Annotated in this window: 22 protein-coding genes; 16 read left to right on the top strand and 6 right to left on the bottom strand. The window is 62.6% G+C overall.

The window, feature by feature from the left end; translation table 11 throughout:
• Positions 1–177 precede the first annotated feature (177 nt).
• A complete protein-coding gene (locus MOD31_RS03415) occupies positions 178–954 on the top strand; it encodes a type 1 glutamine amidotransferase domain-containing protein (RefSeq protein WP_142939349.1) in 777 nt (258 codons plus the stop codon).
• 84 nt (positions 955–1,038) lie between these two features.
• On the opposite strand, the gene MOD31_RS03410 is transcribed toward MOD31_RS03415, so the two are convergent.
• Entirely contained in the window at positions 1,039–1,995 is a 957-nt protein-coding gene (locus MOD31_RS03410; RefSeq protein ID WP_142939350.1) for a LysR family transcriptional regulator, read from the bottom strand.
• A 216-nt stretch (positions 1,996–2,211) separates the two neighbouring features.
• Between MOD31_RS03410 and MOD31_RS03405 the strand changes: the two genes are divergently transcribed.
• From MOD31_RS03405 to MOD31_RS03375, 7 genes are all read left to right on the top strand, one after another.
• On the top strand, positions 2,212–3,231 hold the full coding sequence (locus tag MOD31_RS03405) for a VOC family protein (RefSeq protein ID WP_166842095.1): 1,020 nt from the start codon (positions 2,212–2,214) through the stop codon (positions 3,229–3,231).
• Positions 3,232–3,235: 4 nt separating this feature from the next.
• Entirely contained in the window at positions 3,236–4,177 is a 942-nt protein-coding gene (locus MOD31_RS03400) for a fumarylacetoacetate hydrolase family protein (RefSeq protein ID WP_250819849.1), read from the top strand.
• A 44-nt stretch (positions 4,178–4,221) separates the two neighbouring features.
• Complete coding sequence (locus tag MOD31_RS03395) at positions 4,222–5,181, top strand: cyclase family protein (protein WP_243753300.1); 960 nt, start codon at positions 4,222–4,224, stop codon at positions 5,179–5,181.
• Positions 5,182–5,287: 106 nt separating this feature from the next.
• Entirely contained in the window at positions 5,288–6,412 is a 1,125-nt protein-coding gene (locus MOD31_RS03390) for an FAD-dependent monooxygenase (protein ID WP_142939353.1), read from the top strand.
• Positions 6,409–7,485, top strand: coding sequence for an amidohydrolase family protein (locus MOD31_RS03385; RefSeq protein WP_142939354.1), 1,077 nt, complete (start codon positions 6,409–6,411; stop codon positions 7,483–7,485). The genes MOD31_RS03390 and MOD31_RS03385 overlap by 4 nt, the downstream gene beginning before the upstream one ends.
• Before the next feature lie 8 nt (positions 7,486–7,493).
• A complete protein-coding gene (locus tag MOD31_RS03380; protein ID WP_166842093.1) occupies positions 7,494–8,489 on the top strand; it encodes a fumarylacetoacetate hydrolase family protein in 996 nt (331 codons plus the stop codon).
• Between the two features lie 139 nt (positions 8,490–8,628).
• Positions 8,629–9,651: a DUF808 domain-containing protein gene (locus tag MOD31_RS03375; protein ID WP_142939356.1), complete on the top strand. Its 1,023-nt coding sequence runs from the start codon at positions 8,629–8,631 to the stop codon at positions 9,649–9,651.
• 82 nt (positions 9,652–9,733) lie between these two features.
• Here MOD31_RS03375 and MOD31_RS03370 read toward each other — a convergent pair whose 3' ends face one another.
• The gene (locus tag MOD31_RS03370) at positions 9,734–10,768 is read right to left on the bottom strand and encodes an AAA family ATPase (protein ID WP_223942515.1); all 1,035 of its coding nucleotides are present in this window, start codon (positions 10,766–10,768) and stop codon (positions 9,734–9,736) included.
• Between the two features lie 124 nt (positions 10,769–10,892).
• Here MOD31_RS03370 and MOD31_RS03365 point away from each other — a divergent pair, with 124 nt between their 5' ends.
• From MOD31_RS03365 to mtr, 3 genes are all read left to right on the top strand, one after another.
• Positions 10,893–12,092, top strand: coding sequence for a pyridoxal phosphate-dependent aminotransferase (locus MOD31_RS03365; protein ID WP_166842091.1), 1,200 nt, complete (start codon positions 10,893–10,895; stop codon positions 12,090–12,092).
• On the top strand, positions 12,089–13,048 hold the full coding sequence (locus MOD31_RS03360) for a D-glycerate dehydrogenase (RefSeq protein ID WP_250819848.1): 960 nt from the start codon (positions 12,089–12,091) through the stop codon (positions 13,046–13,048). Before MOD31_RS03365 ends, MOD31_RS03360 begins: the two co-directional genes overlap by 4 nt.
• 159 nt (positions 13,049–13,207) lie before the next feature.
• Entirely contained in the window at positions 13,208–14,617 is a 1,410-nt protein-coding gene (gene mtr, locus MOD31_RS03355; RefSeq protein WP_223942512.1) for a mycothione reductase, read from the top strand.
• Between the two features lie 47 nt (positions 14,618–14,664).
• On the opposite strand, the gene MOD31_RS03350 is transcribed toward mtr, so the two are convergent.
• Entirely contained in the window at positions 14,665–15,825 is a 1,161-nt protein-coding gene (locus tag MOD31_RS03350) for an acyl-CoA desaturase (RefSeq protein ID WP_223942511.1), read from the bottom strand.
• Positions 15,826–15,838: 13 nt separating this feature from the next.
• Positions 15,839–16,939 (bottom strand): ferredoxin reductase, encoded by a 1,101-nt coding sequence (locus tag MOD31_RS03345; RefSeq protein WP_223942630.1) that lies wholly within the window; start codon positions 16,937–16,939, stop codon positions 15,839–15,841.
• 215 nt (positions 16,940–17,154) lie between these two features.
• Between MOD31_RS03345 and MOD31_RS03340 the strand changes: the two genes are divergently transcribed.
• The 4 genes from MOD31_RS03340 (at position 17,155) to MOD31_RS03325 (ending at position 20,741) form a co-directional block, all read left to right on the top strand.
• On the top strand, positions 17,155–18,618 hold the full coding sequence (locus tag MOD31_RS03340; protein WP_250819847.1) for a glycosyltransferase: 1,464 nt from the start codon (positions 17,155–17,157) through the stop codon (positions 18,616–18,618).
• 90 nt (positions 18,619–18,708) lie between these two features.
• Positions 18,709–19,401: a histidine phosphatase family protein gene (locus tag MOD31_RS03335; RefSeq protein WP_250819846.1), complete on the top strand. Its 693-nt coding sequence runs from the start codon at positions 18,709–18,711 to the stop codon at positions 19,399–19,401.
• 24 nt (positions 19,402–19,425) lie between these two features.
• A complete protein-coding gene (locus MOD31_RS03330; RefSeq protein WP_142939365.1) occupies positions 19,426–19,974 on the top strand; it encodes a DUF3090 domain-containing protein in 549 nt (182 codons plus the stop codon).
• A complete protein-coding gene (locus tag MOD31_RS03325) occupies positions 19,974–20,741 on the top strand; it encodes an SCO1664 family protein (RefSeq protein WP_250819845.1) in 768 nt (255 codons plus the stop codon). Before MOD31_RS03330 ends, MOD31_RS03325 begins: the two co-directional genes overlap by 1 nt.
• Before the next feature lie 39 nt (positions 20,742–20,780).
• Here the strand turns inward: MOD31_RS03325 and MOD31_RS03320 are convergent, their stop codons facing one another.
• Both MOD31_RS03320 and MOD31_RS03315 read right to left on the bottom strand, forming a co-directional pair.
• Entirely contained in the window at positions 20,781–22,031 is a 1,251-nt protein-coding gene (locus MOD31_RS03320) for an FAD-dependent oxidoreductase (RefSeq protein ID WP_250819844.1), read from the bottom strand.
• The gene (locus tag MOD31_RS03315; protein ID WP_250819843.1) at positions 22,024–23,328 is read right to left on the bottom strand and encodes an aromatic acid/H+ symport family MFS transporter; all 1,305 of its coding nucleotides are present in this window, start codon (positions 23,326–23,328) and stop codon (positions 22,024–22,026) included. The genes MOD31_RS03320 and MOD31_RS03315 overlap by 8 nt, the downstream gene beginning before the upstream one ends.
• A gap of 48 nt (positions 23,329–23,376) precedes the next feature.
• On the opposite strand from MOD31_RS03315, the gene MOD31_RS22035 reads away from it, so the two are divergent.
• Positions 23,377–24,219, top strand: coding sequence for an IclR family transcriptional regulator (locus MOD31_RS22035; protein WP_250819842.1), 843 nt, complete (start codon positions 23,377–23,379; stop codon positions 24,217–24,219).
• Positions 24,220–24,245 lie beyond the last annotated feature (26 nt).

The raw sequence follows: 24,245 nt of genomic DNA, 5'->3' as shown, positions 1-24,245 counted from the left end.
GAGGGTGTGCCAGAGCTTCATGATCTGGCTGCTCACCGGTAACCCTGTTGGTAACGCGCGTTACCCGGTGAACATGTGACTTAGGTTACCCGCGTTACTTCCCGTCTGTCAACAGGCTGCCCGGAGGGCTAAAAACGGAAGGGGCGTAGGGTGGACGTTGGACGAAAGGAGCACTTCATGAAGAAAATCCTCATGGTACTGACCAGCGTTTCCGAGCTCGGCGATACGGGAGAGAAGACCGGTTACAACGTCGCCGAGGCCGCACATCCTTGGAAAGTCTTCAAAGATTCAGGCCACTTCGTCGACTTCGCCTCCATCAAGGGCGGCCAGCCTCCCAGCGACGAGGTAGATACAGATGACCCCATCCAGGTTGCCTTTACCCAGGATGAGACCACGCGCGCCGGGCTGTACAACACCGCCCGCGTGGACGTCGTGGATCCCGGCCAATACGATGCCGTCTACCTCGTAGGCGGGCACGGCACTATGTGGGACTTCCCGGACAGCGAAGGACTGCAGCGGCTGGTAGCCAGCGTCTACGACGCCGGAGGTCTGGTAGGAGCTGTGTGCCACGGCCCTGCCGGTCTGCTGAATGTGGAACTAAAAAACGGGTTCCGACTCGTCCAAGGACGCGACGTAGCCGCGTTTACCAATGACGAGGAAGTAGCTGCCGGCAAGGACAAGGTTATTCCGTTCTTCCTGGCCGACCGCTTGGAGGAGCAGGGTGCCCGCCATGTTTCCGCAGGTGTCTTTGAAGAGAAAGTTGCGGTGGACGAGCGCCTGGTAACAGGCCAGAATCCAGCCTCAGCGGCAGGTGTCGCCAAGGAGATGGAGAAGCTCTTCGCCCAGGTCATCCATCAGGAAAAGGCCGACGAGCAACACGAGTCAGAGGCATTGCGCGCAGAGAAGGACGCGGAAAAGTCCGCCAAGAAAGATGCGGCGGACGCCGATCACTAGTCCCATGGGGTTACGTACCCTGCGCTAGGCCGCCAACTCTGATCCGGGCGCCCCCATCCGTGGGGGCGCCCGACCGTTCCCGGGCTAACTGGCCTGATCCGCCGTGATGGTGACCGGATGAGCCGTCACATGAAAGATCTCATGGAGCTGTGAGCAGGCGCGCTGCACCACGGAACGGAGCCACGCATTTGCGGGATCCTCTGTCAGGGATGGATGCCAATACATGGCTTCCACCAAGGCCGCTTCCAACTCCCCTGCGAACTCCAGGACCTCGATGCTCGCCCCCCGCTGCGCCCTGGATGCCAGCATGCGCGGAACCAGCGCCACAAGGTCCGTCCCCTCCACCATTAAAGGCAGGGACAGGAAGCCGGCCACCACAGCGGCCACGCGTCGCCGAACACCGCGCTTTTCAAAGAGTTTGTCCGCCGGCGTGCTGATGCCCTCGCCGAAATACCCCACGGCGTGCGGCACCCCCACGATGTCCTCCAAGGTCAGCCGCGGCAACTGCAGAAGAGGGTTTCCTGCATCGGCCACGGCCACAAAACTGTCCCGGAACAGTTGTTTCGTGGTTCCTTGCATCTTGTAGCCCATCGGCCCCACCAGCAGGTCCATTCTGGAATAGTCAGCCAAGGCGCCCTGAACCCCGGACGTGGGGACGATGTCCACCACCACATGCGGAGCCTCCTGCCGCAGGATTCCCCTCAAGGGCCCCACGATGAGTGCCGCGGCATAATCGGATGCGGCAATCACGAACTCACGTTCACTGGTGGTGGGATCGAATCCGGACCTGACGCGCGTGGCCCGCTGAATGTGAAGCATGGCTTCGTCAACCAGCGGGACCAAAGACTGCGCGAAGGGAGTGAGCTCGTAGCTGCGGCCGTTACGGACCAAAAGTTCGTCGTCGAAATGCCTCCGCAGCCTGGCCATCGCCGCACTTGTGGCCGGCTGGCTGAGCTGGAGCCGTTCCGCAGCCCGGGAAACGTTCCGCAGCTCCAGCAGAACCTGGAGTTGTGGCAAGAGGTTCAGATCCAGGTTCTTCATGCCCCTAGGTTATCCACAGGAGAAGGACATTAGCTTGCGTGCCCACGAGCCGCGGGCCCCGGACAAGGACCATGACGGCGAGCCATGCCAGTATTTGCCGAACAGATAGTTGCTATCAGATACTTGCTCTTCTCCGAATACGTGATGTGGCTCATGGTTGTTACAGGACCTGCAGATAACTGTCCCAGCAATCAAGCACTCAGAAGGAAATTCATCGTGGAAACTCCCCTCTCCCATCTTGCCCACCTCGAGATCACCACTCCGGACGTTGAAGCCTCGGCACGGTTCTACGAGGAGAAATTCGGCATGCGCATCATTGATCGCGTGGATGGCAATGTGTACCTGCGCTGCTGGGGCGACTACTACCGCTACAGCCTGGTCATCACTGAAGGCCCCGAGGCATCGCTCGGCCGGATGGCGTGGCGCACCAACTCCCAAGCAGCACTGGAAGCCGCAGCAGCCCGTGTTGAAGCAACAGGTGTGCAGGGCACCTGGACGGCCGGTGGCCACGGCTTCGGCAAGGCCTACGAATTCACCGGCCCCTACGGCCACCACATGCGCTTGTTCTACGACGTGGAGAAGTTCGTTGCCGAGCCCGGCTTCGAATCCACGTACCCCGACCGTCCCGAACGCCGTAGCAGCCACGCAGCCGCTCCCCGTTTCCTGGACCACGTCACGGTGGCTTCCTCCGATGTCCGCGGATTCGCCAAGTGGTACAACGAGGCACTGGGCTTCCGCGTCATGGCGTTCGTTGACCTGGACGAAGCACCCATCACCGTCTTCTCAGTACTGACCACCAACGAGAAGTCCCACGACCTCGGCGTCGTCAAAGATACTTCCCAGCGCGCCGGCCGCGTCAACCACATCGCGTTCTGGGTGGACGCCACCGAGGACCTTCTCCGCACTGCTGACGTCATGATGGAAAACGGCACCCCCATGGAATACGGCCCCTCCATCCACGGCGTGGGCGAACAGAACTTCCTGTACTTCCGCGACCCCTCAGGCCTGCGCGTTGAGCTCAACTCCGGCGGCTACCGGAACTACGTGCCGGACTGGGACGCCAACACCTGGAAGCCCTCGGAAGGTTCCAACAACTTCTACAAGAACGGCGCCATGCCGCACTCCATGACAGAATCCTTCCCGCCGGCGGAAGGCTTCACCGCCACGGAAGAAGGTGCATCCGCCGAAATGAAGGAAGCCCTCCTGAACCCCTACGCAAAGCAGGGTCGGGGCTAGGAACATGGCTGACGCAACGTACTCGCTGATCCGCTTCCAGGAACCCGGCGACACAAAGGCCAGGGCAGGATTGCTGGTAGGCGAACGTGTCCTCCCCCTGGACAGTGACATCAATGGCCTGATCCACCACTGGGAGACCACCGAACACGAACTTGACAAGCTCGCAGCCTCGGCCGGTGAAGAGGCGGGCCTTGCCTTGTCCGCCGTCGAGGTCCTTGCTCCAGTGGAACCGGCGCAGGTCCTACAGACCGGCGCCAACTACCGCAAGCACGTGATCGATCTGGCCGTGGCCCACCGGGAAGCCGGCCAGGATGCCGAAGAGGTGCGCGCCAAGACAGCAGCCATGATGGATGAGCGCGCCGGCCAGGGAACACCCTATTTCTTCATCGGCCTCCCCACGGCTATCGCTTCAGCCACGGACGATCTCACCCTCCCGGCATACAGCAAGTCCCACGATTGGGAACTCGAGCTAGCAGCCGTGATCGGTAAGGAAGCTTTCCGGGTAACCCCGGAAGAAGCTCTCGAGTATGTCTTTGGGTACACCATGGTCAACGACATCACCACGCGCGAGTATGTGTTCCGCAAGGACATGCCCGCCATCGGTTCGGACTGGTACCGCGCCAAGAACGCACCGGGCTTCCTGCCCACCGGTCCCCTGCTGGTGCCCGCCAAGTTCTTCGGCGACCCTCAGGATGTCCAAGTGACACTGGAGCTCAACGGCAAGGCCATGCAGGACGAGTCAACACAGGACATGATCTTCGGTGTCGCCAAACTGGTCAGCGAAGCGTCCCAAATCATGCCTCTTCGGCCCGGCGACCTGGTTCTGACCGGAAGCCCCGCGGGCAACGGCCAGCACTGGGGGCGGCTCCTGCAGGACGGCGACGTCATGGAGGGCACCATCACCGGCCTGGGAACCCAACGCATTCACTGCAAGGACGAACAGTGACCGCCGACGCCGTTGAGACCAACCTGATCCGGCCCTCTGACCCGATGGGCAGCATCGCCGCCGCGGCTCAGCTATACAACAACTGGGGACGCTGGGGCGACGACGACGTCCTCGGTACCCTCAACTTCATAGACAACGGCAAGCGCGTGGAGGCGGCATCGTTGGTGAAGTCTGGCGATGCGTTCTCCTTGTCCCAGCCCTTCGACACTAATGGCCCCCAGAAGGGGTGGCGTCGACGCACCAACCCGGTTCACACCATGACCGACACCGGGGTGGACGCGGAGCGCGGCAACCAGGGGTTCCCGCACGGCTTCGGTGGGGCTGATGACGTGATCGCCATGCCCTTGCAGTGCTCTACTCAGTGGGACGGGCTTGGGCACATCTTCGATCGCGGCAAAGCCTGGAACGGCCGGGCCGCGGGAGATGTTGTCACCTCTGAGGGCGACCTCTTCACCGGGATAGAAACCGCCGCCGCCAAAATCGTCACCCGTGGTGTTTTGTTGGATGTTGGCCGCGCCATGGGGCCGGAGCTTGGACGTACTGACGGGGAATTGCCCGATGGCTTCGCCATCACCCCGGAGCACCTGGAGCGCACCATTGAACGCCAGGGTCCAAGCTCGGTAGTTCGCCGCGGCGACATCGTGGTGCTCCGCACCGGGCAGTACACGCGTGTTCGCCGCGAAGGCTGGGGTGATTACGCCGGAGGGTCCGCTCCCGGGTTGTCGTTCAGCACGGCACCATGGCTGCACGCCTCGGAGATCGCCGGAATCGCCACAGACACCTGGGGATTCGAAGTCCGGCCCAACGAGTTTGAAGGTGCTTTCCAGCCCCTCCACCAGATCGCCATTCCCAATCTGGGGCTGTTCCTCGGCGAAATGTGGGATCTGGATGAATTGGCGGAAGCATGCGCCCTTGACGGCAGGTATGAGTTCATGCTGACAGCCGCTCCGCTTCCCATCACCGGAGCGGTCGGTTCCCCGGTCAACCCCATAGCCGTGCGATAGCTGGTCCGCCCTCCGGTTTCACAGCCGAAGTAGCCCAGGGCAGAAACAGCTTCGCGCGAGAAGCAGCACAATAGGCAGTATGGCCGTCACCACAAAGGAGTCAAAGATGGCAGCAGTACAGAAGGTCGGAATCGTCGGAGCAGGGGCTGCAGGACTCACTGCGGCGATCCTCCTGGCAGATGCCGGGATCGAGGTGGAGGTTCTGGAGAAGGCAACCGAGCCACAAACCCTTGGCTCCGGTATCACGCTGCAGGGAAACGCCCTGCGCGTCCTGCGCGATCTTGGCGTCTGGGAAGACGTGGAGGCGAAAGGGTACGCGTTCAGCACCCTCGGCCTGCGCGCCCCCGATCCCGCAGGTACCGTGATTGCCGTCCTGGACGACATCCGGACCGGTGGCGACGACCTTCCGGCGACGCTCGGTATGTACCGTCCGGACCTGACTGCCATCCTGCGGGAACGCGCCGTGCAGGCAGGTGCCCGCATCAGTTACGGCAAGACCGTCACCGACATAGAGGACGACGGCGGCAGCGTCACCGTCCGCACCGGCGACGGCGGCACCTCGGGCTACGACCTCCTGATCGGCGCAGATGGACTGCACTCCGCAGTCCGCAAAGCGATCGGCATCGAGGTGGAGCCCAAGCCTACGGGAATGGGTATTTGGCGCGCCTTCGTCGAACGGCCTGAGGAAGTGGTCCGGACCGACCTCACTTACGGAGGACCGTGTTTCATCGCCGGCTACTGCCCCACCGGCCCGGACACCATTTATGCCTACCTCGTGGAGAAGGCCCAGGAACGCAAGCAGGAAGACGGCCCCAAGGTGATGGCCGAACTCGCCGCCGCCTACGGCGGCCCGTGGAACGAGATCCGCTCAAACCTGGACCATGGCGCCCGAATCAACTACACGTGGTTCACTTCGCACCTGGTGGAAGGACCGTGGAACCGCGGCCGTACCGTCATCATTGGGGACGCGGCGCACAGCTGCCCTCCAACAGTGGCGCAAGGCGCGGCCATGGCCTTGGAAGACGCCGCGGTACTTGCGGAGCTGTTGATCGCCGCGGACCACGTCACGGAAACCCTCTGGAAGGAGTTCGCGGACCGCCGCCTGGACAGGGCAACGGCCGTCGTCAAAGCCTCAGTCCAGCTTGGTCAATGGATGCTGGACGGTGTCAGGGACGCAAATGTTCCGGGCCTGATGAACTCGCTCTCCACCATGCTTAAGGAACCCGCATGAACCACATCGAAACAGCCCAACAGCCCACTGTGGATGTCCATGCCCACGTTCTGATTCCGGCCTTGCAGCAGCTGGTGGCCACCGCTGACCCTGAAGGTTTCGCAGAACTGCAGGCGTTGGAAGTCAGGCGGAACGGTCCCGAGTCCATGGCGAACTCCGGCCTCATGATCAAAGAACGGTGGCCGCAGCTCACTGATCTTGACCGCCGGCTGGCGGACATGGACGCCCAAGGAGTGGACGTACAACTGGTGTCACCGTCGCCGTCGCATTTCTACTATTTTGCCGGGGAAGAGCTCGCACTGCGGCTTGCCATGCAAACAAACGAGGCAGTCCGGGATCTTGTCCAGCAGGCACCGGAACGGTTGAACGGGCTGGGCTTGGTTCCGTTGCAACATCCGCAGCTAATGGTGGAGGCCTTGGAACATGCTGTTCTTGACTGCGGCTTGCTGGGCGTGGAGATCGGCTCCTTTGCTGCCACGCCCGGGGACCCGGAGCGCAGCACTGTTGAGCTCTCCGATCCGCGGCTGGAACCTTTCTGGAACCGGGCTGCGGAACTGGACGCAATCGTGTTCCTCCACCCCTTTGGCTGCTCCCTGGACGAACGACTGGACCGCTTCTACCTGTCCAATACGGTCTCCCAGCCCGCAGAGAACGCCGTCGCGCTGTCCCACGTGATTTTCAGCGGGGTCCTGGACCGTCACCCGGACCTCAAGATCCTCGCCGCGCACGGGGGTGGTTACCTGCCCACCACCATTGGCCGATCGGACCACGCTTGGAAGGTTCGCCCCGAGGCGCAGCGGTGCGCCGAACCGCCGTCGACGTATCTTCAGAGGATCTTCTTCGATTCCCTGGTGCACAGCACCCGCGAGCTGCGCGCCCTCGTTGAGGTGGCGGGCGCCGGGCAAGTCCTGCTCGGCTCGGATTATCCATTCGACATGGGCTCCAGCGATCCCGTCGGGGCAGTTAGCGAAGCAGGATTCACCGCGGCCGATGCCGCCAAAGTTCTTGCCGGCAACGCTTCCGGCCTCGGCATCAGCGCTGCGGCCAGCCTCGCCGTCCGCCCCACCACCTAAGGAAACACATGGTCAAGATCGCCCGCTGGAATCACGATGGCGGTACATACTCCGGGTTCGTGGATGACGGCAGTTGCTTCGGGTTGCCGGAGGGACAAACCGTTAACCACTTGTTGAGTGCCGGTTTGGCAAGAACGCTGGAGATCGCCGCGGAAACGCTTCGCGGCGCACCTTCGGTTGCCCTTGCGGACGTAGAGTTGCTGGCGCCGCTGGTACCTGCCACCATCAGGGACTTCGTGGCCTTTGAAGAGCATGTGGAAGGTGTGAGGAAGAGCATCGACGGCGTGGCCGGCGTTGTTGCGGAATGGTACGAGGCACCCACGTTCTACTTCACCAACCCCCACACGGTGACAGGCACAGGCGATGTGATCAGTATTCCGGCGGGATGCAGCGAACTGGACTTCGAGACCGAGGTAGCCGCCGTCGTCGGGCATGTACCGGGCAGCGACGGCAGTAACCTGTCAGCGGCAGATGCCCACCGGCACATCTTTGGCTACACCGTGCTCAATGACTGGTCCGCCAGGGACCTTCAGCGCCGCGAAATGAAAGTCAGCCTAGGTCCCTGCAAGGGCAAAGATTTCGCAAATACTGTGGGCCCCTGGATCGTGACGGCTGATGAGTTCGAACACCTGCATGACGATGAGGGCTTTCTCCCCATCTCCATGGCTGTGGAAGTCAACGGGCAGCCCATAGGCCAGGATCTGCTGTCCAACATGGGTTGGCCGTTCGCTGAGCTGGTTGCCTACGCGTCCCAGGACTCGGTAGTGCGACCGGGGGACGTCCTCGGCTCCGGAACCTGCGGCAGCGGCTGCCTCGCTGAACTCTGGGGACGGAACGGGTCCAAGACACCCCCACCTCTGAAGACCGGCGACGTTGTGCGGATGGCTGTGGAGGGAATCGGCAGCATCGAGAACACCGTGGGTGAAAGGCGAAACGGCGTGACCAGGGTCCCGGCCCGGAACCGTCCCCGGAACCGCACCGTCAGTGTGGCCTTCCGCACCTAGGACTGACATTGTCCCTTTGCGCGCGTTTTGGCCATCTGCTCTTTGTCACCGCAACATATAATCCGATCATGCCCATTACGCGTTTTTCCTTAGGTTGCCATACTCTCTTGTCCACCCCTCAGCAGGACGGGGCGGTTCTATGAGCGGCGGTCTGGTAGCGCTTCTGGACGATGTTGCCGCCTTGGCCCGCATTGCGGCTGCATCCGTCGACGACATCGCCGCAGGGGCAGCCAAAGCAGGGGCCAAAGCCGCCGGCGTGGTCATTGACGACGCCGCCGTGACTCCGCAGTACGTGTCCGGGGCGGACCCGTCCCGCGAACTGCCCATGATCAAGCGGATCTTCTGGGGTTCACTGCGGAACAAGCTGGTGATCATCCTCCCGGCGTTGCTGCTGATCAGCGCCTTCATTCCGGGAGTTATTCCGTTCATCCTCATGTTGGGCGGCACTTACCTCTGCTACGAGGGCGCCGAGAAGGTCTGGCACAAACTTCGTGGCCACTCCGAGCATGAGAAAGCGCCGGCCGTTCAACGCGGACCCGAGGCCGAGGCCAAGGTGACCAAGGGCGCCATCACCACGGACTTCATCCTGTCCTGCGAGATCATGGTCATCGCCATGAATGAGGTAGCAGCTGAGTCATTGTGGGTCAGGGCTTTCATCCTGGTGGTCGTAGCAGTAATCATCACCGTCCTCGTTTACGGTGCGGTAGGGCTCATCGTCAAAATGGACGACATCGGCCTGCACCTGACCACCAAGGACTCCGCGGGTTCCCAGCGCTTCGGCCGCCTGCTCGTCAAGGGCATGCCGGCCGTCCTGGGTGCCATCACGCTCATCGGGACCATCGCCATGCTGTGGGTTGGCGGTCACATCATGTTGCAGGGCGCCTACGATCTCGGCTGGCACGCTCCCTACGACTTGGTTCATGTACTTGAGTCACCCTTCGCCGGGATCCCTGTAGTGGGCGGCTTCCTCGCCTGGCTGGTGAACACGCTGTGCTCTGCCATTCTGGGAGCCATCTGGGGCCTCGTCATCATGCTCATCCTGCATCCGCTGCTGAAGGTGCTGCCGTTCGGCAAGAAGGAGGAGGGGCACGAAGAAGGCGACGTCCGTTCCGCGATCGCCGGACACAAGCCCGCGAAAAACCACGAGGATCCGGTCTCCTAGAACTGTTGCGGCGTCCGGTATAGGTGAGCCTGGACGCCGCAGCTGCAGCCGGATATTACGCGGACCGACCGCCCGAAAACACTCAGACCAGCCAGCTCCACCAGCGCGACCGCTCCGGTTCCGGCGTCGGCTCTGGTTCCGGTTCTTCACCCAAAGCCAGCGCTGCCTCGACGAGGTCTACTCCGGTGAGGGTCATGACGGCCTCCCGATCGAGTGCATCCAGACTTTGAGCCTCATCAAGCGAGAGCCGCAGGGCCTGTCGGTTGAGTGCCTGCTCGAACAACGTGCGGGCAAAGCGTGCGTTACCGGAGTCCTCCCCGGCATGGAGCCCGGCAAGGATTCGACGCAGCATCTGGTCCGCACCGGGTTCCAAAATGTACTCGTGCTGGGCCAGCATACGGTGGAATATGGTCTGCAACTCATCAACGGAGTAGTTGGGGAACGTGATCTCCCGGGCGAAACGTGAACGGAGTCCGGGGTTGGAGAGCAGAAAAGCTTCCATCAGGCGCGGGTAGCCGGCCACAATCACCACAAGCCGATGGCGGTGATCCTCCATTCGCTTGAGCAAGACCTCGATTGCCTCGGGGCCGAAGTCCATTCGGCCATCTTCCGGTGCCAGCGCGTAGGCCTCGTCGATGAATAAGACACCATCGAGCGCTCGTCGGATCACGCGGTCCGTCTTGATGGCAGTCGCCCCAACATACTGCCCCACCAGGCCCGAGCGATCCACCTCAACCAAATGCCCTTTTTGCAGTAAACCCACAGCGCGGTACATCTCGGCCAGGAGCCGGGCCACGGTGGTCTTGCCCGTCCCCGGGTTTCCCAAAAACACCAAATGCTGAGACGTGGCAACTTCCGGGAGGCCGTGAGCCTTACGGCGGGCCTGGACTTGGAGCAAGGCGACCAGGGCTCGCACCTGTTCCTTCACGGTCTCCAGGCCCACCAGCGAGTCCAGTTCGGACTGCACCTCCGAAAGTGGCCGGGCCGGCCCGGGCCTTGCGCCCGTGACATCACCTATTAGATCGTCCACGCGTTCCGAGCCGGACAACCTGAGCTGATTGGCCAAGTGGCCAATGGTTTCACGCAGGTCATCAAGCGGATTGCGGCTGGCTGCCATACATCCACTGTAGGGCAGAAGTGGCTGGAGGGTCCGGTGTACCTAAGTTATATCAAGCGCTTCTGATATATTAGTTAAGTATTAGCGTCTACGAAAGACCCTTACTCAACGAGGAGTACACAGCATGCAGCAACTCGCGCATCGACTCGACCGGCTTGGCACCGAAACCGCCTTTAGCGTCGCCCAAGCGGCAGCGGCTTGGAAGGCCAAAGGAAACCTGGTTTTCCCCTTCCACCTCGGCGACATCAACATCCCCACCGCCCCGCACATCATCGAAGCTATGACCAAAGCCATCGCTGACGGCTACACGGGCTACTGCCCCGGCCCCGGCATCCCTCAACTGCGCGAAGCCCTCGCCGAGGACCTCGGTTCACGCCGCGGCATCACCCTCTCCCCCGACAACGTCGTGGTGATGACCGGCGGCAAACCCGTCATCACCAAGTTCCTGCAGGCAGTGATGAACCCCGGGCAGGAAGTGCTCTACCCGAACCCTGGATTCCCGATCTACGAGTCTCAGATCGAATACCTCGGCGGCACGGCGGTACCGTACCGCTACCTCCCCACCAGCCAGGGCTTCTCGATTGACCTCGACCAGGTACGCGCATCCATCACCCCGAACACCGTAGCGATCATCTACAACGATCTACAGAACCCCATCTCTGCAGAGTCCACCACGGCCGAACGTGAAGCCATCGCCCACATCGCACAAGAGCACAACCTCTGGGTGCTCTCCGACGAGGCCTACTTCGAAACCCGCTACGAGGGTGTCTCCAGCTCGATCGCATCCATCCCGGGAATGGCCGAGCGCACCGTCATCCTCTACACCTTCAGCAAAAAGTTCGCCATGACAGGCTCACGCCTCGGCTGCGCCGTCGCGCCCCTCGAGATCGCCAAAGTACTCAGCACCCTCAACACCAACGACGAATCCTGCACCACTCACTACGTACAGTGGGCGGGTATCGAAGCACTCCGCGGCACCCAGGAACCCGTCCAGCAGATGTTGGACATCCTGCGTGAACGCCGGGATGCAGCCTGTGAGCTCGTGAACTCCGTCCCCGGGATGCACGTCGCAGTGCCGCAGTCCACGTTCTACCTGTTCCCGGACGTCACCGACGTCATGGAGAAGATGGGATACACGGCAGTGGGCGACTTCGCCAGCGACGCCCTCTACAAAACCGGAGTTTCCTTCTGTACCCGTGAGCACTTCGGCCGACGCCAACCCGGAGAAGAGCGGCAGTACATCCGCCTCGCCTACTCAGGCATCGACGTCGCTGACATCCGTGACGGCCTTGGCCGCCTCCGCGACTGGATGGTGACCGCATGAGCCGCGTCGTCGTCACGGGACGCATCCCCGAGGCTGCCATTGAAAAGCTTCGGGCCGAACACGACGTCGATGCCTGGGCTGGTCCCCAGACCATCACCCGCGAAGAACTTCTGCGCCGCGTAGCCGGAGCCGATGCCATAGTGTCCCTGCTCACCGAGCGCGTCGACGCAGAACTGCTCGAGGCCGCCGGCCCGCAGCTCAAAGTCGTGGCGAACGTCGCCGTCGGCTATGACAACATCGACGTGCCCGCCTGCACTCAACGGGGAATTGTGTCCACCAACACCCCCGGTGTCCTCACCGAGGCCACGGCCGACATCGCGTTCGGTCTCATCCTCATGGCAACCCGACGACTCGGCGAGGGCGAACGACTCATCCGCTCCGGCCAAGCTTGGAAGTGGGGCATGTTCTTCCTCCTCGGGTCCAGCCTGCAAGGCAAGACCCTCGGCATCGTAGGCATGGGCGGCATCGGCCAAGCAACCGCGCGGAGGGCCAAAGCCTTCGGCATGGAGATCGTCTACCAGTCCCGCAGCGAAGTCGATCCTCAAATCGCCGCCGAACTGGACGCCCGACGCGTCGATCTCGACGAGCTGCTGGCCGTTGCCGACGTCGTCTCCCTGCACTGCCCGTACGGTCCCGCCACTCATCACCTGATCGGGGCCGAACAACTCGCTGCAATGAAGAATTCTGCATTCCTCATCAACACTGCGCGCGGACCCATCGTGAATGAAGATGCGCTGGCAACAGCCCTCCGAGAGGGTGTAATTGCCGGTGCCGGGCTCGACGTCTTCGAGAAAGAGCCAAGCGTTCACCCCGAACTTCTTGGGCTGGACAATGTTGCGCTCGTGCCACACCTCGGCTCAGCCACCGTGGAGACACGCACAGCCATGGCCATGCTCGCCGCTGATAACGCACTGGCAGTGTTGAGCGGAGAACAACCACCCGCGCCCATCGCATAGGGCGTCGGGGCCAACATAGATGTGGTCGCCAGTCAGTTCCGGTTAACCCGCCAGGGGTGTTCGAGCTTCGCGGACGCGCGAAGCTACCGGCCAAGGCTGCGCTAACCGTGAGGTTGGAGTTCAGTAGGGTTGGAACAACCAAGAGCGAGGACAACCCTTATGAACACCCCTGCCAGCAAGACTGCCGTAGACCGACACTACGACCTGGTGATCATCGGCACCGGGTCCGGGAATTCCATTCCCGGACCCGGGTTCGAGGACCAATCGATCGCGATCATCGAGAAGGCTTCCTTCGGCGGGACCTGCCTGAACGTAGGCTGCATCCCCACGAAGATGTACGTTCACACCGCCGACGTCGCACTGCAGACCGCGGAGTCCGGAAGGCTGGGCTTGGAGGCTGAGGTCAACTCCGTTGACTGGCCAGGCATGGTGAGCCGCATCTTCGGGAACCGGATCGATGCCATCTCCGCTGCCGGTGAAGAGTATCGCCGCGGACCGCAGACCCCAAACATCGACGTCTATGACCAGCACGCCGTTTTCGTTGGTGATCGTACGTTGCGAACCGGCCAAGGGGTCCACCAGCGAACCATCTCGGGCGACCGGATCGTCGTCGCGGCCGGCTCCCGACCCGTTATTCCCGGGGCCATCGCCGACTCCGGCGTGCGGTACCACACCAATGAGGACATCATGCGGATTCCGCAGCTGCCCAAATCCCTGGTGATCATTGGCGGAGGCTACATTGCCATGGAGTTCGCCCACGTCTTCGACGCCCTTGGCACGGACGTCACAATCATCGCCCGCTCCACGCTCCTGAAGAACCTCGATGAGGACCTTCACGATCGTTTCAACACCCTGGCCGCCAAACGCTTCGATGTCCGGTTCGGCAGGACCACCGTTGGCGCCGATCAGAGCGATGACGGTATTTCCGTCAGGCTCGACGACGGCTCCACCGCCACCGGGGAGGTACTGCTGGTAGCCGCCGGGCGCACCCCCAACGGAGACCTGCTGGACCTACCTTCCGGCGGGATCGACATGACCAATGACGGGCGCATCAAGGTCGATGAGTACGGCCGGTCGAGCTCCGCCGACGGCGTGTGGGCTCTTGGCGACGTCTCCTCGCCCTACATGCTCAAGCATGTAGCCAACGCAGAGATGCGCGCCGTCCGCCACAATCTGTTGAACCCGAACAAGCTTCAGGAAATGCCTCACCGCCATGTCCCCGCCGCCGTTTTCACGCATCCCCAGATTGCCACGGTAGGCATGACCGAATCCCAAGCCCGCGAACACGGCCATAACGTCACCGTCAAAGTCCAGGACTACGGGGACGTGGCCTTTGGGTGGGCCCTGGAAGACACAACCGGCATCTGCAAGCTGATAGCCGATCAGGACACCGGCAAACTCCTCGGCGCCCACTACATGGGCCCACAAGCATCCACCCTGATCCAGCAAATGATCACTGTCCTGGCCTTCGACCTCGACGTACGTCAATTCGCCGCCCATCAATACTGGATTCACCCCGCGCTGCCCGAAGTCACCGAAAACGCCCTGCTTGGTCTCACCTTCAACTGACCAGAACACCACGTCACACGTCCGCGCACACCGAAGCTAAGCAGACACTAACTCCTTGTGGGCAGGGCGAGCTTGAAAACTTTAGCCCACGCAGATCCCACCTGTTTCAGCAGCGGCCCCGTGGTGTACTTCAGACCGTAGCGACCGCAGATCTCACGGACCTTGGGTGCGATCTCGGCGTAACGGTTGGACGGCAGATCCGGGAAGAGGTGGTGCTCGATTTGATGCGACAGGTTTCCGGTCATCAGGTGCATGAACCGGGGCCCTGAGATGTTGGCCGATCCGATCATCTGACGTACGTACCAGTCGCCGCGGGTTTCACCTTCCACCATTTCCTCGGTGAACGTGTCGGTTCCCTCGGGAAAGTGGCCACAGAAAATGACAGCGTGGGCCCAGACATTACGGATAGCGTTGGCAGTCAGTGTGCCGTAGAGGGCTTGCTTCCCGGAGCCTGTAAGCATGGCCAAGGCAGGAGTGGCGGCGTAGTCCTTAGCGAACTGTTTGACCGCCTTTCGCCCCAGCGCTTTGAGATCCTTGTTCATGGCCTCCTTGGATTTCAGGCCTTCTTTGTACTCGGGGATCTCCAAGTCGTAAATGGCTATGCCCCATTCGAAGACGGGCGCGAGCAAGGCGTTATACAGGGGATTGCCCAGGTTAAAAGGCTTCCATTCCTGATCGGGATCCATCCGCAGAAGGTTGTACCCGACGTCGCGATCCTTGCCCACCACGTTGGTCCAGCGGTGGTGAAGATCGTTATGAGTGTGCTGCCACGAGCGCGAGGGGGTAACGAAGTCCCATTCCCACGTGGTGGAGTGGATGTCCGGGTCTCTCATCCAATCCCACTGCCCGTGGAGGATGTTGTGGCCTAGTTCCATATTCTCCAGAATTTTTGCCACGCTGAGGAGCGTTGTGCCGGTGAACCAGGCTGCCTTGTTCCTACCCACCAGCAGCGCGGCACGACCGGAGATTTCCAACCCCCGTTGGATCTTGATCATGCGCCTGATGTAGGCGGCGTCGCTGGAGCCTCGCTTGCCAAGGATTTCGTCACGGATGGCATCGAGCTCACGGCCCAGCTGGGCTACTTGTTCGTCGCTCAGGTGGGCTGCCGCAGGTGGCCGCACTGTCGGCCTGCCGGCCTCGGCAAGGGCACCGGGCCGGGTCTTGGGCCCGACGGCGGTGGCGGAGCTCTTGGCTGAAACTACTGACATGCGGTGGTACTCCTCAAATTCCGAGGTTGACGGGTCCGGCAGCTGCCGAGACGCACGTTTGGATGAGTTCCCCAGGTGCCCCGCGGACCTCACCGGTACGAAGATCGCGGACCCTTCCGGCGAGCAGCGGGGTGAGGCAGCTGTGACAAATGCCCATGCGACATCCGCTGGGCATCAGCAACCCTGCGTCCTCCCCGACGTCGAGAATGGGAACGTTGCCGCCTGCAAGGACCTCGCGGTCGGAAGCCTCAAATGTCACTATGCCACCTTCGCCTCCGTCCCCTCCCCGGAGTTCAGTGCTGAACCGCTCAATCGTCAGCGAACCCACTTCTTTTACACCCTTGGATTCGTTCGCGGAAGCAGCGGCACCGGCCAGCGCCGCCTGGTTCCACATGGCTTCCGCGTCATCTAGGAAGGACTCGGGGCCGCACGCATACGCCGCCCTGGCCCGCCAGTCCGGGCAAACCTCCTCCAACACGGCCGTGGACGTGAAGTTCATGCGGCCACGGCCTTCGGTGTGCCATTGGACAAGCCGGAAGTTAGGAAATTGATCAGCAAGTTCAGCCAGTTCCTCCCGGAAGATACTGTCGCCTTGCCCGCGGGAAGAGTGGATCAGCACAACGTTCGCATCGGGCCGGCTTGGGACAAGCGTCCGGATCATTGACATGACGGGCGTGATGCCGCTTCCCGCCGTGAGCATCAGGAGTGAACGGGGGTGCTCAGGGAGGACAAAGTCGCCCTGAGGTGGAGCCAAAAAGAGGACATCACCCACCTTCGTTTTGCGGACCAGAGTTCCTGACACGGATCCAACGTCAGTGACAGTAATAGCCGGGTCCTTGCCGGCCGGTGAACTCAGGGAATAGGACCGCCAATGGCGAACCCCGTTGAGCTCTACACCTATCCGCGCCCACTGACCGGCCAGGTGGGCATGCCAGCCGCGGCCGGGCCGAAAGAAAATAGTGGCCGATTGGGCCGTCTCATGGACAACCTCCGTGACCACCCCGCGCAACTGACGGGACGAAAAGACAGGGTTGAAGAGCGCCAGGACATCCTCCGGCGCAAGCGGGGTGGTCAAAACCGAGGCTATGCGGGCCAGTGGTCTGAAGCGGACGATGAGCTGCTCCTCGCAACGACAGAGAACAAGAATCCGACCACTTCGGCCGGAAGAGGCTTATGTGGCCCATGCCGGTTCAGTAGGACTGAGAGTATTATCATCACCGGATTCTGCGCAAACCGCCACTTGGAGACCCAACGCCTCCCTGAGGTCGAACCGACATCAAGCCACGGCCACCGGGTCATCAAGGGGATGCAGACTGCTAGCCTCACCTCATGCGCACAACGTCTGCACGAGACAAACGCACCGCCAGCGGACAGCGCGTACTAATCCTGACCGCTGGTGTGGGATCCGGGCATAACAGCGCCGCGGCGGCGGTGCAGCAAGCATGCGCCGCGCGCGCTGACATCGCCGAGGTGCAGGTGCTGGACGTGCTGCAGGTGAGCAGCGTCCTCTACCGCGCACTCTTGAGCCGGGGCTACTTCGTCCTCGTGGAAGGCCTGCCGTGGCTCGTCGAATGGGGCTACGACATCAGCAACCCGCCGTTCCGTCGCCGTGGCCCGATTGACCCCTGGACGCGGGTCAACGCCAGTCCGGTTGTTGGTGCGATCAAGCGGTTCCGGCCCACCGCGATTGTGTGCACACATTTCCTTCCGGCCCAGCTGTTGGCCGCACTGCTTCTCCGCGGCCTGATCGATGCGAAGACAGCTGTGGTCACCACCGATTACGACTTTCAAGGCTTGTGGCTCTCCGGGGCATTCCACAAGATCTTTGTGGCCCGGGAAGAAGGAAAGGTGGAGCTGATGGCGCTTGGTCTTCCTTCCGACCGTGTGACTGCCACGGGGATCCCCATCAAGAAACAGCTCAGTCCGGGGCCCGTACGCGATTCCAACAAGCCACCCATGCTGCTCATCTCTGCGGGTGCGACCGGTGGCGACTACGCTGTCTCGGTGGTTCGGCAGACACTGCATATGCGCTCAGCCTTCACGGTCACAGTGGTGTGCGGCCACAATGATGCGCTGCGGCAGCGCATCGGGGCACTCGTGGCGTCGGCCGGCGACCGCTACAGCGTTCTTGGCTTCACAGCGGAAATGCCGCAGCTGCTGCAGCGGGCGGACCTGTTCGTGGGCAAACCGGGCGGGCTGTCGGCGTCGGAATGCATGGCCGCGGGTCTCCCCATGGTCCTTGTGAACCCGATCCCTGGTCAGGAAGTACGCAACGGCGATTACCTCATGGAGCAGGGGGCAGCCGTACGCTGCAACACCGCCGCAACGATCGGCTGGAAGATCGACCAGGTACTGCGCGATCCCGGCCGGTTGCAGAAGATGCAGGCGGCGGCGCAGAGAACAGGCCGCCCTGACGCCGCAGCCGACGTACTAAGCGAGCTGCTGGGCGGGCCCTCCAGGCCGCTGGTAGTGACGCGCGCGGCACAAAGGACCATCCTTGCCGCCAGCGAGAACCGCTTTGTCGCAACCGACCTCACGGGACCTTCCTCTTTGGTGCGCTTGGTCGACCAGGCTTCGGGCAGCACGGTTGCACTTCTTCAGGAAGATGAGCTGCCGGATCTGCAGAAGCGGTACTCGACGCCGGACGGAGACTTGGTGCTCCGGCGCGGCCGGGCGTCCCTGCTTCTCCGTTGGGAGCAACGGAGGTTGCTCCGCGCCATGTTGAGGGGCGACGACGCACTTCCTGTCCGTGTCGAAGGGCCGTTGGCGCCGTTCCACGACCTCCATGGGTAACTGGCAAAACCCCATCGGTGGACCTGCCCACCAGCTGCTTCCCCGCTGCACCAGCTCTGTCCCCAAGCATCCGGTGGTTAGGCTTGGTCAATGGCAACAGTTATTCTTGTGCGGCACGGCCGCACCACGGCCAATGCAACTGGACTGCTGGCCGGGCGGGCCCTTGGTGTCGACCTGGACCAGGTGGGCCGCGAACAGGCGGCTCAGACAGCTGACCGGCTCGCGGCCGTCCCGGTAGTCGCGGTCGTATCGAGCCCCCTTGAGCGCTGCCAACAGACGGCCCGGCTCATCATCGACCGCCAGGCCGGCACGCCGTACGCGCCGGTCGACCCCGATCTCACCGAGTGCGATTACGGCCAGTGGCAGGGCCGCTCCCTCAGCGACCTGGCCACCGAGAATTTGTGGCCGGTTGTGCAATCGCAACCAGCCGCCGTCGTGTTTCCCGCTGGTGAATCCATGGCGGCAATGCAGGCTCGTTCCGTGGCAGCGATTCGACGTCACGATGCGGCCTTCGAAGCCGAGCACGGGCCAGGTGCCGTATGGGTTGCCGTAAGTCATGGCGACGTTATCAAGTCGATCCTCGCCGACGCGCTCGGCATGCACCTTGACCTGTTTCAGCGAATCAACGTGGGCCCTGCCTCTGTTTCGATCGTGCGCTACGGCCCTAGCCGGCCGAGCGTTTACGCGATGAACACAGACGCGGGTGATCTGTCATGGCTTACAAATATTGTCCCCGCCGGGGATGCGCCAGTGGGCGGCGGTGTGGGGCACAACGCTCTGTGAACCTTATGTGCCTAAAATACAGACATGCCTACACTTGTTCACGAGTTTGCCTGGCCTGATCGGGTCGTTGTTGGCACCATCGGCCTTCCAGGGTCGCGGACCTTCTACCTGCAGGTGCGTACGGGAAAGCAAATGGTGAGTGTTGCTTTGGAGAAGCAGCAGTCGGCTCTGCTCGCGGATAAGATCGACGAAATCCTCGATCAGCTCATCACCGTCCAAGGCAACCCGTTCAGCGTTCCCACAAGTACTCCCCCTGAACTTGTAGACAATGACCCTCTGGAAGCCGTTGAAGAACAGTTCCGCACAGGCGCTATGAGCTTGGGCTGGGATCCAACCACTGCGCAGGTTGTCATCGAGGCGTACCCCATCGCTGACCTCGATGACGACGACGAACCACGTGATGAGGACGGCTCCAACGCGGCCGAAATGTTGCTGGTGCGCATGCCCGTAGGCACCGCCCGCGCTTTCGCCAAACGCACCCGGGAGATCGTCGGGGCCGGACGACCCGCGTGCCCGCTGTGCGGTCTCCCCATGGACGCCGACGGGCACGTCTGCGCCCTTCCCGAGGCCTGATGCCCGCGCCGGAGCTCATGACCGCCGAGCTGACACTCACCGGCCGCATTACGACGGCGTCGAACGCTACCTTCCTGGGCAGCATCGCCGACGTCGACGTCGTCTACAAGCCCATAGCAGGCGAAAGCCCGCTATGGGATTTTCCGCACGGATGCCTGGCTCACCGCGAAGTAGCCGCCTACCTGGTCTCGCAGGTTTTCGACTGGGACATCGTGCCACGCACCTGGCTACGCGATGGTCCCCTGGGTGCTGGAATGGTGCAGCTCTGGCAGGAGCAAGACCCCACCCAGCGCGCAGTGAACCTGCTCGCGACGGAGCACGTACCGGAGACGGGATGGAAACACGTCCTCGAAGGACAGGATGAGAACGGACGGATGGTTTCCCTCGTTCACGAAGACTCGGCCGCGCTCAGGCGAATGGCTGTGTTCGATGCGGTGGTCAACAACGCCGACCGGAAAGGCGACCACATCCTCGCCATGACGGGCGGCGTCCGGCACGGCGTGGACCATGGACTGACCTTCCACCAGGACCACAAGCTGCGCACGGTGCTGTGGGGCTGGCTGGGCGATGCTCTTACGGACGAGGAACTCGAAGGCATCGATCGTGTGACCGAAGGACTGCAAGGTGGGCTCGGCCGGGACCTGGCCGACTTGCTCAGCGCCGAAGAAATCGCATCGCTCACCACTCGGTGCGAGCGGTTGCGCGCCGAAGGGCGCTTTCCGGCTCCGAGCGGGGAGATGCCGGCCGTGCCCTGGCCCCTGTTTTAGGGAACCAGGTCCGGCTGGCCCCTCAACAAACGCCCAACATCAGGCGGGCTGCTTGCTGGTTACCAAGGCCGCCTCCAGTGCAGGCACGCCTTGGACCGCCGCCCCATACAGCCAATCGTTGTACTGGAAGTCGTTGTCCTTGCGGCTCTTGAACAGCAAGTTGCGCAGTGTCCGCGCGAGGCCGGAAACGTGCCAGGACTCGCCCCAGACGCGGGCGGTGCGCTGGACCCGGGCTGTCCTGGTGGCGCGGGCGGAATTGAACGCGGCAAGCGCTTCATCCCACGCGGCCGGGTTGACGCCGTCAGCGGTGAAGACGGTGCCTGCGGTGACGTCTTGCAGCACGGCGGCGTCTTCGAGGGCCTGGCAGGCACCTTGGGCAAGGTACTGGAGCATGGGGTGGGCGGCGTCGCCCATCAGAACCATACGGCCGGCGACCCAGTTTTCAATGGGGTCGCGATCGTACATGGGCCAGCGGATGCCCGTGCCGAGGTTCGCAAGAGCCGCCTGCACCGCCGGAACACAGTCCTGGTAGGCGGCCTGCAGCTCGTCCACTCCGCCGTATTGTTCTTCACCGCGCTCGAAGGACGGCGATTTGAAAACGGCCACAGTGTTCAGCAGCTCCCCCTTGCGCAGGGGGTACTGCACCAGGTGACAGTCCGGGCCGAGATAAACCACGACGTCTTCGAGGTCCGCAGCAGGGGTTTCCGACGTAATGGGCACGGTTCCCCTGTATGCCACGTAAGCGGAGGAAACGGGTTCATCCGAGGCCACCAGCGGGCGCAGCGTGGACTTCAATCCGTCGGCAGCGATCACCACATCGGCTTCATAGTCCACACCCGACTCGGTGTGCACTACTCCCCTGCCGTTCACCGTTTCCACGCCGTTCACCATGACATCGTTGATGAGCTTCACCCCGGCAGCTTCACAGCCTTCAAGGAGAACCCGGTGCAGGTCGCTGCGGTGGATCACCACGTACGGTGCGCCGTACCGGTCCTTGAACTCCCCCTGAAGCGACTGCCTCGTCAGCTCTTCTCCGGTAACAGCATCCCGGAACACCAAGTGCTTGGGCTGGAAACCGATTTCCAGTGCCTTCTCCAGCAAGCCCCAGCGCTTTAGGACACGGGATGCATTCGGTGCCATTTGCAGGCCGGCGCCTACCTCGCCGAACTCGGGCGCCCGCTCTACCAGCGTGACGTTGGCGCCGTTTTCGCGGAGGGCCAGGGCGCCTGCAAGGCCGGCCATGCCTCCTCCCACAACCAGGACGTCAGTGGAATTGAGGTACTCAGACATTGCGTGCTCCTTGGGAGATGGTGGGTTTGATTTTGAGTCCGATGCCGGCCAGGAGGACCGCGGCAATCGCTGCGGCTCCGGCAAACGCGAGGAAGTTTGAGTTGACGCCCATTCCGGCTGCCAGAAGGAGGCCACCCACTTGGGGTGCGATGACAGCCCCGATCCGGCCGGTGCCCAACGCCCAGCCAAGCGCTGTCCCCCGCAGGTGGTAGGGATAGTGGCTGGCCACCGCGGCGATGATGAGGCACTGGGTGCCATGGGTTCCGACGCCGGCAAGCACCAGTGCGGCATAGACGACGCTAACGGGCGGGCTGGCCAGGAGGACCGCCAGTCCGACGGCGGCGACGGCGGCTGCCGTTATGGCCGTCGGAATCGGCCCGAAGCGTGTGCCCGCCCATGCCGTGATGACCGATCCGGCAACGGCACCGAGGTTCAGTGCCAGCGCAAAGGTGAGAGCCGATCCCAGGTTGTAGCCCGCCAACTGCATCAGATTGGGCAGCCACGTGCCCAAGCCATACCAGGCGAACAAGGTGGCGATGGTGGCGAGGGCAAAGAGCATGCTGACACCCAGGTAAGGGGCGCGGAGCAGAGTACCGAAACCAGAGGAGTTCTTGGACTTAGTACGCTTCATCGAGCCCGGCGTCAGCGTCTCCGGGATGTACTTCAAGCCCAGCGGCACCACGATCACCAGCGCCAGGACAGCCACCAGGAACATCACCTCCCACCCGAAAGCGGGGATCAGGGGAATTCCCACCAGCGCGGCCAGAGAGCCGCCGATCGGGACGCCGGACATCATGAGCGTGGCGATGGTGGAGCGCCATTTTGTGGGGACCAACTCCGCCACCAAGGCATTGGCCGACGGCACCAGCCCGCCAAGCCCGACGCCGGCCAGGAGGCGAAGGGCACCAAAGACCGCCGCATTGGGAGCAAACGCACACAGGATGGTGAAGATCGAAAAGACGATCGCGCACCCGAGGATTGTCTTGCGCCGTCCCCAGGAGTCGGCCATCCGGCCTGCAAAGATCGCTCCGATCATCATGCCGAGGAATGCCATGGACCCAATGGTCCCGGCGGTGGCTTTGGTCAGGCCCCAGCCGGTCTCGGAGATCAGGGAGGCCTGGACGGTGCCGTAGACAATGAGGTCGTAGCCGTCGAAAACCACCAGAAGCCAGCACACCAGGACGGCTAGTGCCGAGCCTTTGGAAAACCGCGGACCGGCCTCAGTGCTGGGAACAGCAGCGTCGACAATTCTGGAGGATGCCTCTTGCGACGCTGCAGCGGGAAGTGAGTGATTCATCCCACCACTTTCGGATGGGTCAGGCAAACAAGGCCATAGAATTCTGTTGTGCAGAACAACTCAGCCTCGAAGCAGCGCGGGATACCGGCCCAGAACCGGAAACCTGTCCAGAAACGGCCCACGTATTCCATCGAGGCTGTGGACAATGCTTTACAGCTCCTCCAGCTTCTTCGCGACGGCGGTGCCCTTCGACTCAAGGACGCAGCAGCCGAGCTGGGTGTTGCACCTTCTACTGCCCACAGGCTTCTGGCAATGCTCGTGTATCGCGGCTTCGCCGTCCAGGACGAAAACCGCCGGTACGTCCCCGGGCCGGCCATGGGCGTGGGCCCGGCAGGACTGAGCTGGACCCGGCTCCTGAGGGACCTGGCACAGCCTCACATGGAGCTCTTGTCTTCGCGGCTCGATGAGACAGTTAACTTGATGGTGCGCGTGGGCACGAAAGTGAGGTTCCTCGCTACCGTGGAAGGCAGCAACGTCCTGCGCATCGGTGACCGGCAAGGAACCGTGATGCCTGCTAACAGAACATCAGGTGGCAAGGTGATGCTGGCAGAACTGGAACCTGGCATGATCGAGCAACTGTTCCGAAGCCAGAATGCCGAAATCGGCGGCGACACCATTCCCGACGCCGAGTATCCGGCGTTTCTGCGGGAGCTGGACACTATCCGCGGCAACGGATTCGCGGCCAACTTCGAGGGCACGGAGGAAGGCGTTAGCGCACTCGGGATGGCACTCCACAACCGGCATGGGCACGTGGTGGGCGCGCTCAGCGTCGCCACGCCTGCCACCCGGTTCCGTAAAGTGTTCGACGCCGGATTGGTCGCCGCCCTGCGCGAGACCTGCCGACAACTTGAAGTGGACATCGCGGCTAACCCGGCCGACGGAGCCGAATAGGATCCACAACGCGACCACCCCGGCGT

Source organism: Paenarthrobacter sp. TYUT067 (genome assembly GCF_023656375.1).
GTDB lineage: Bacteria > Actinomycetota > Actinomycetes > Actinomycetales > Micrococcaceae > Arthrobacter.
This window is presented reverse-complemented; position numbering and strand designations above follow the sequence as displayed.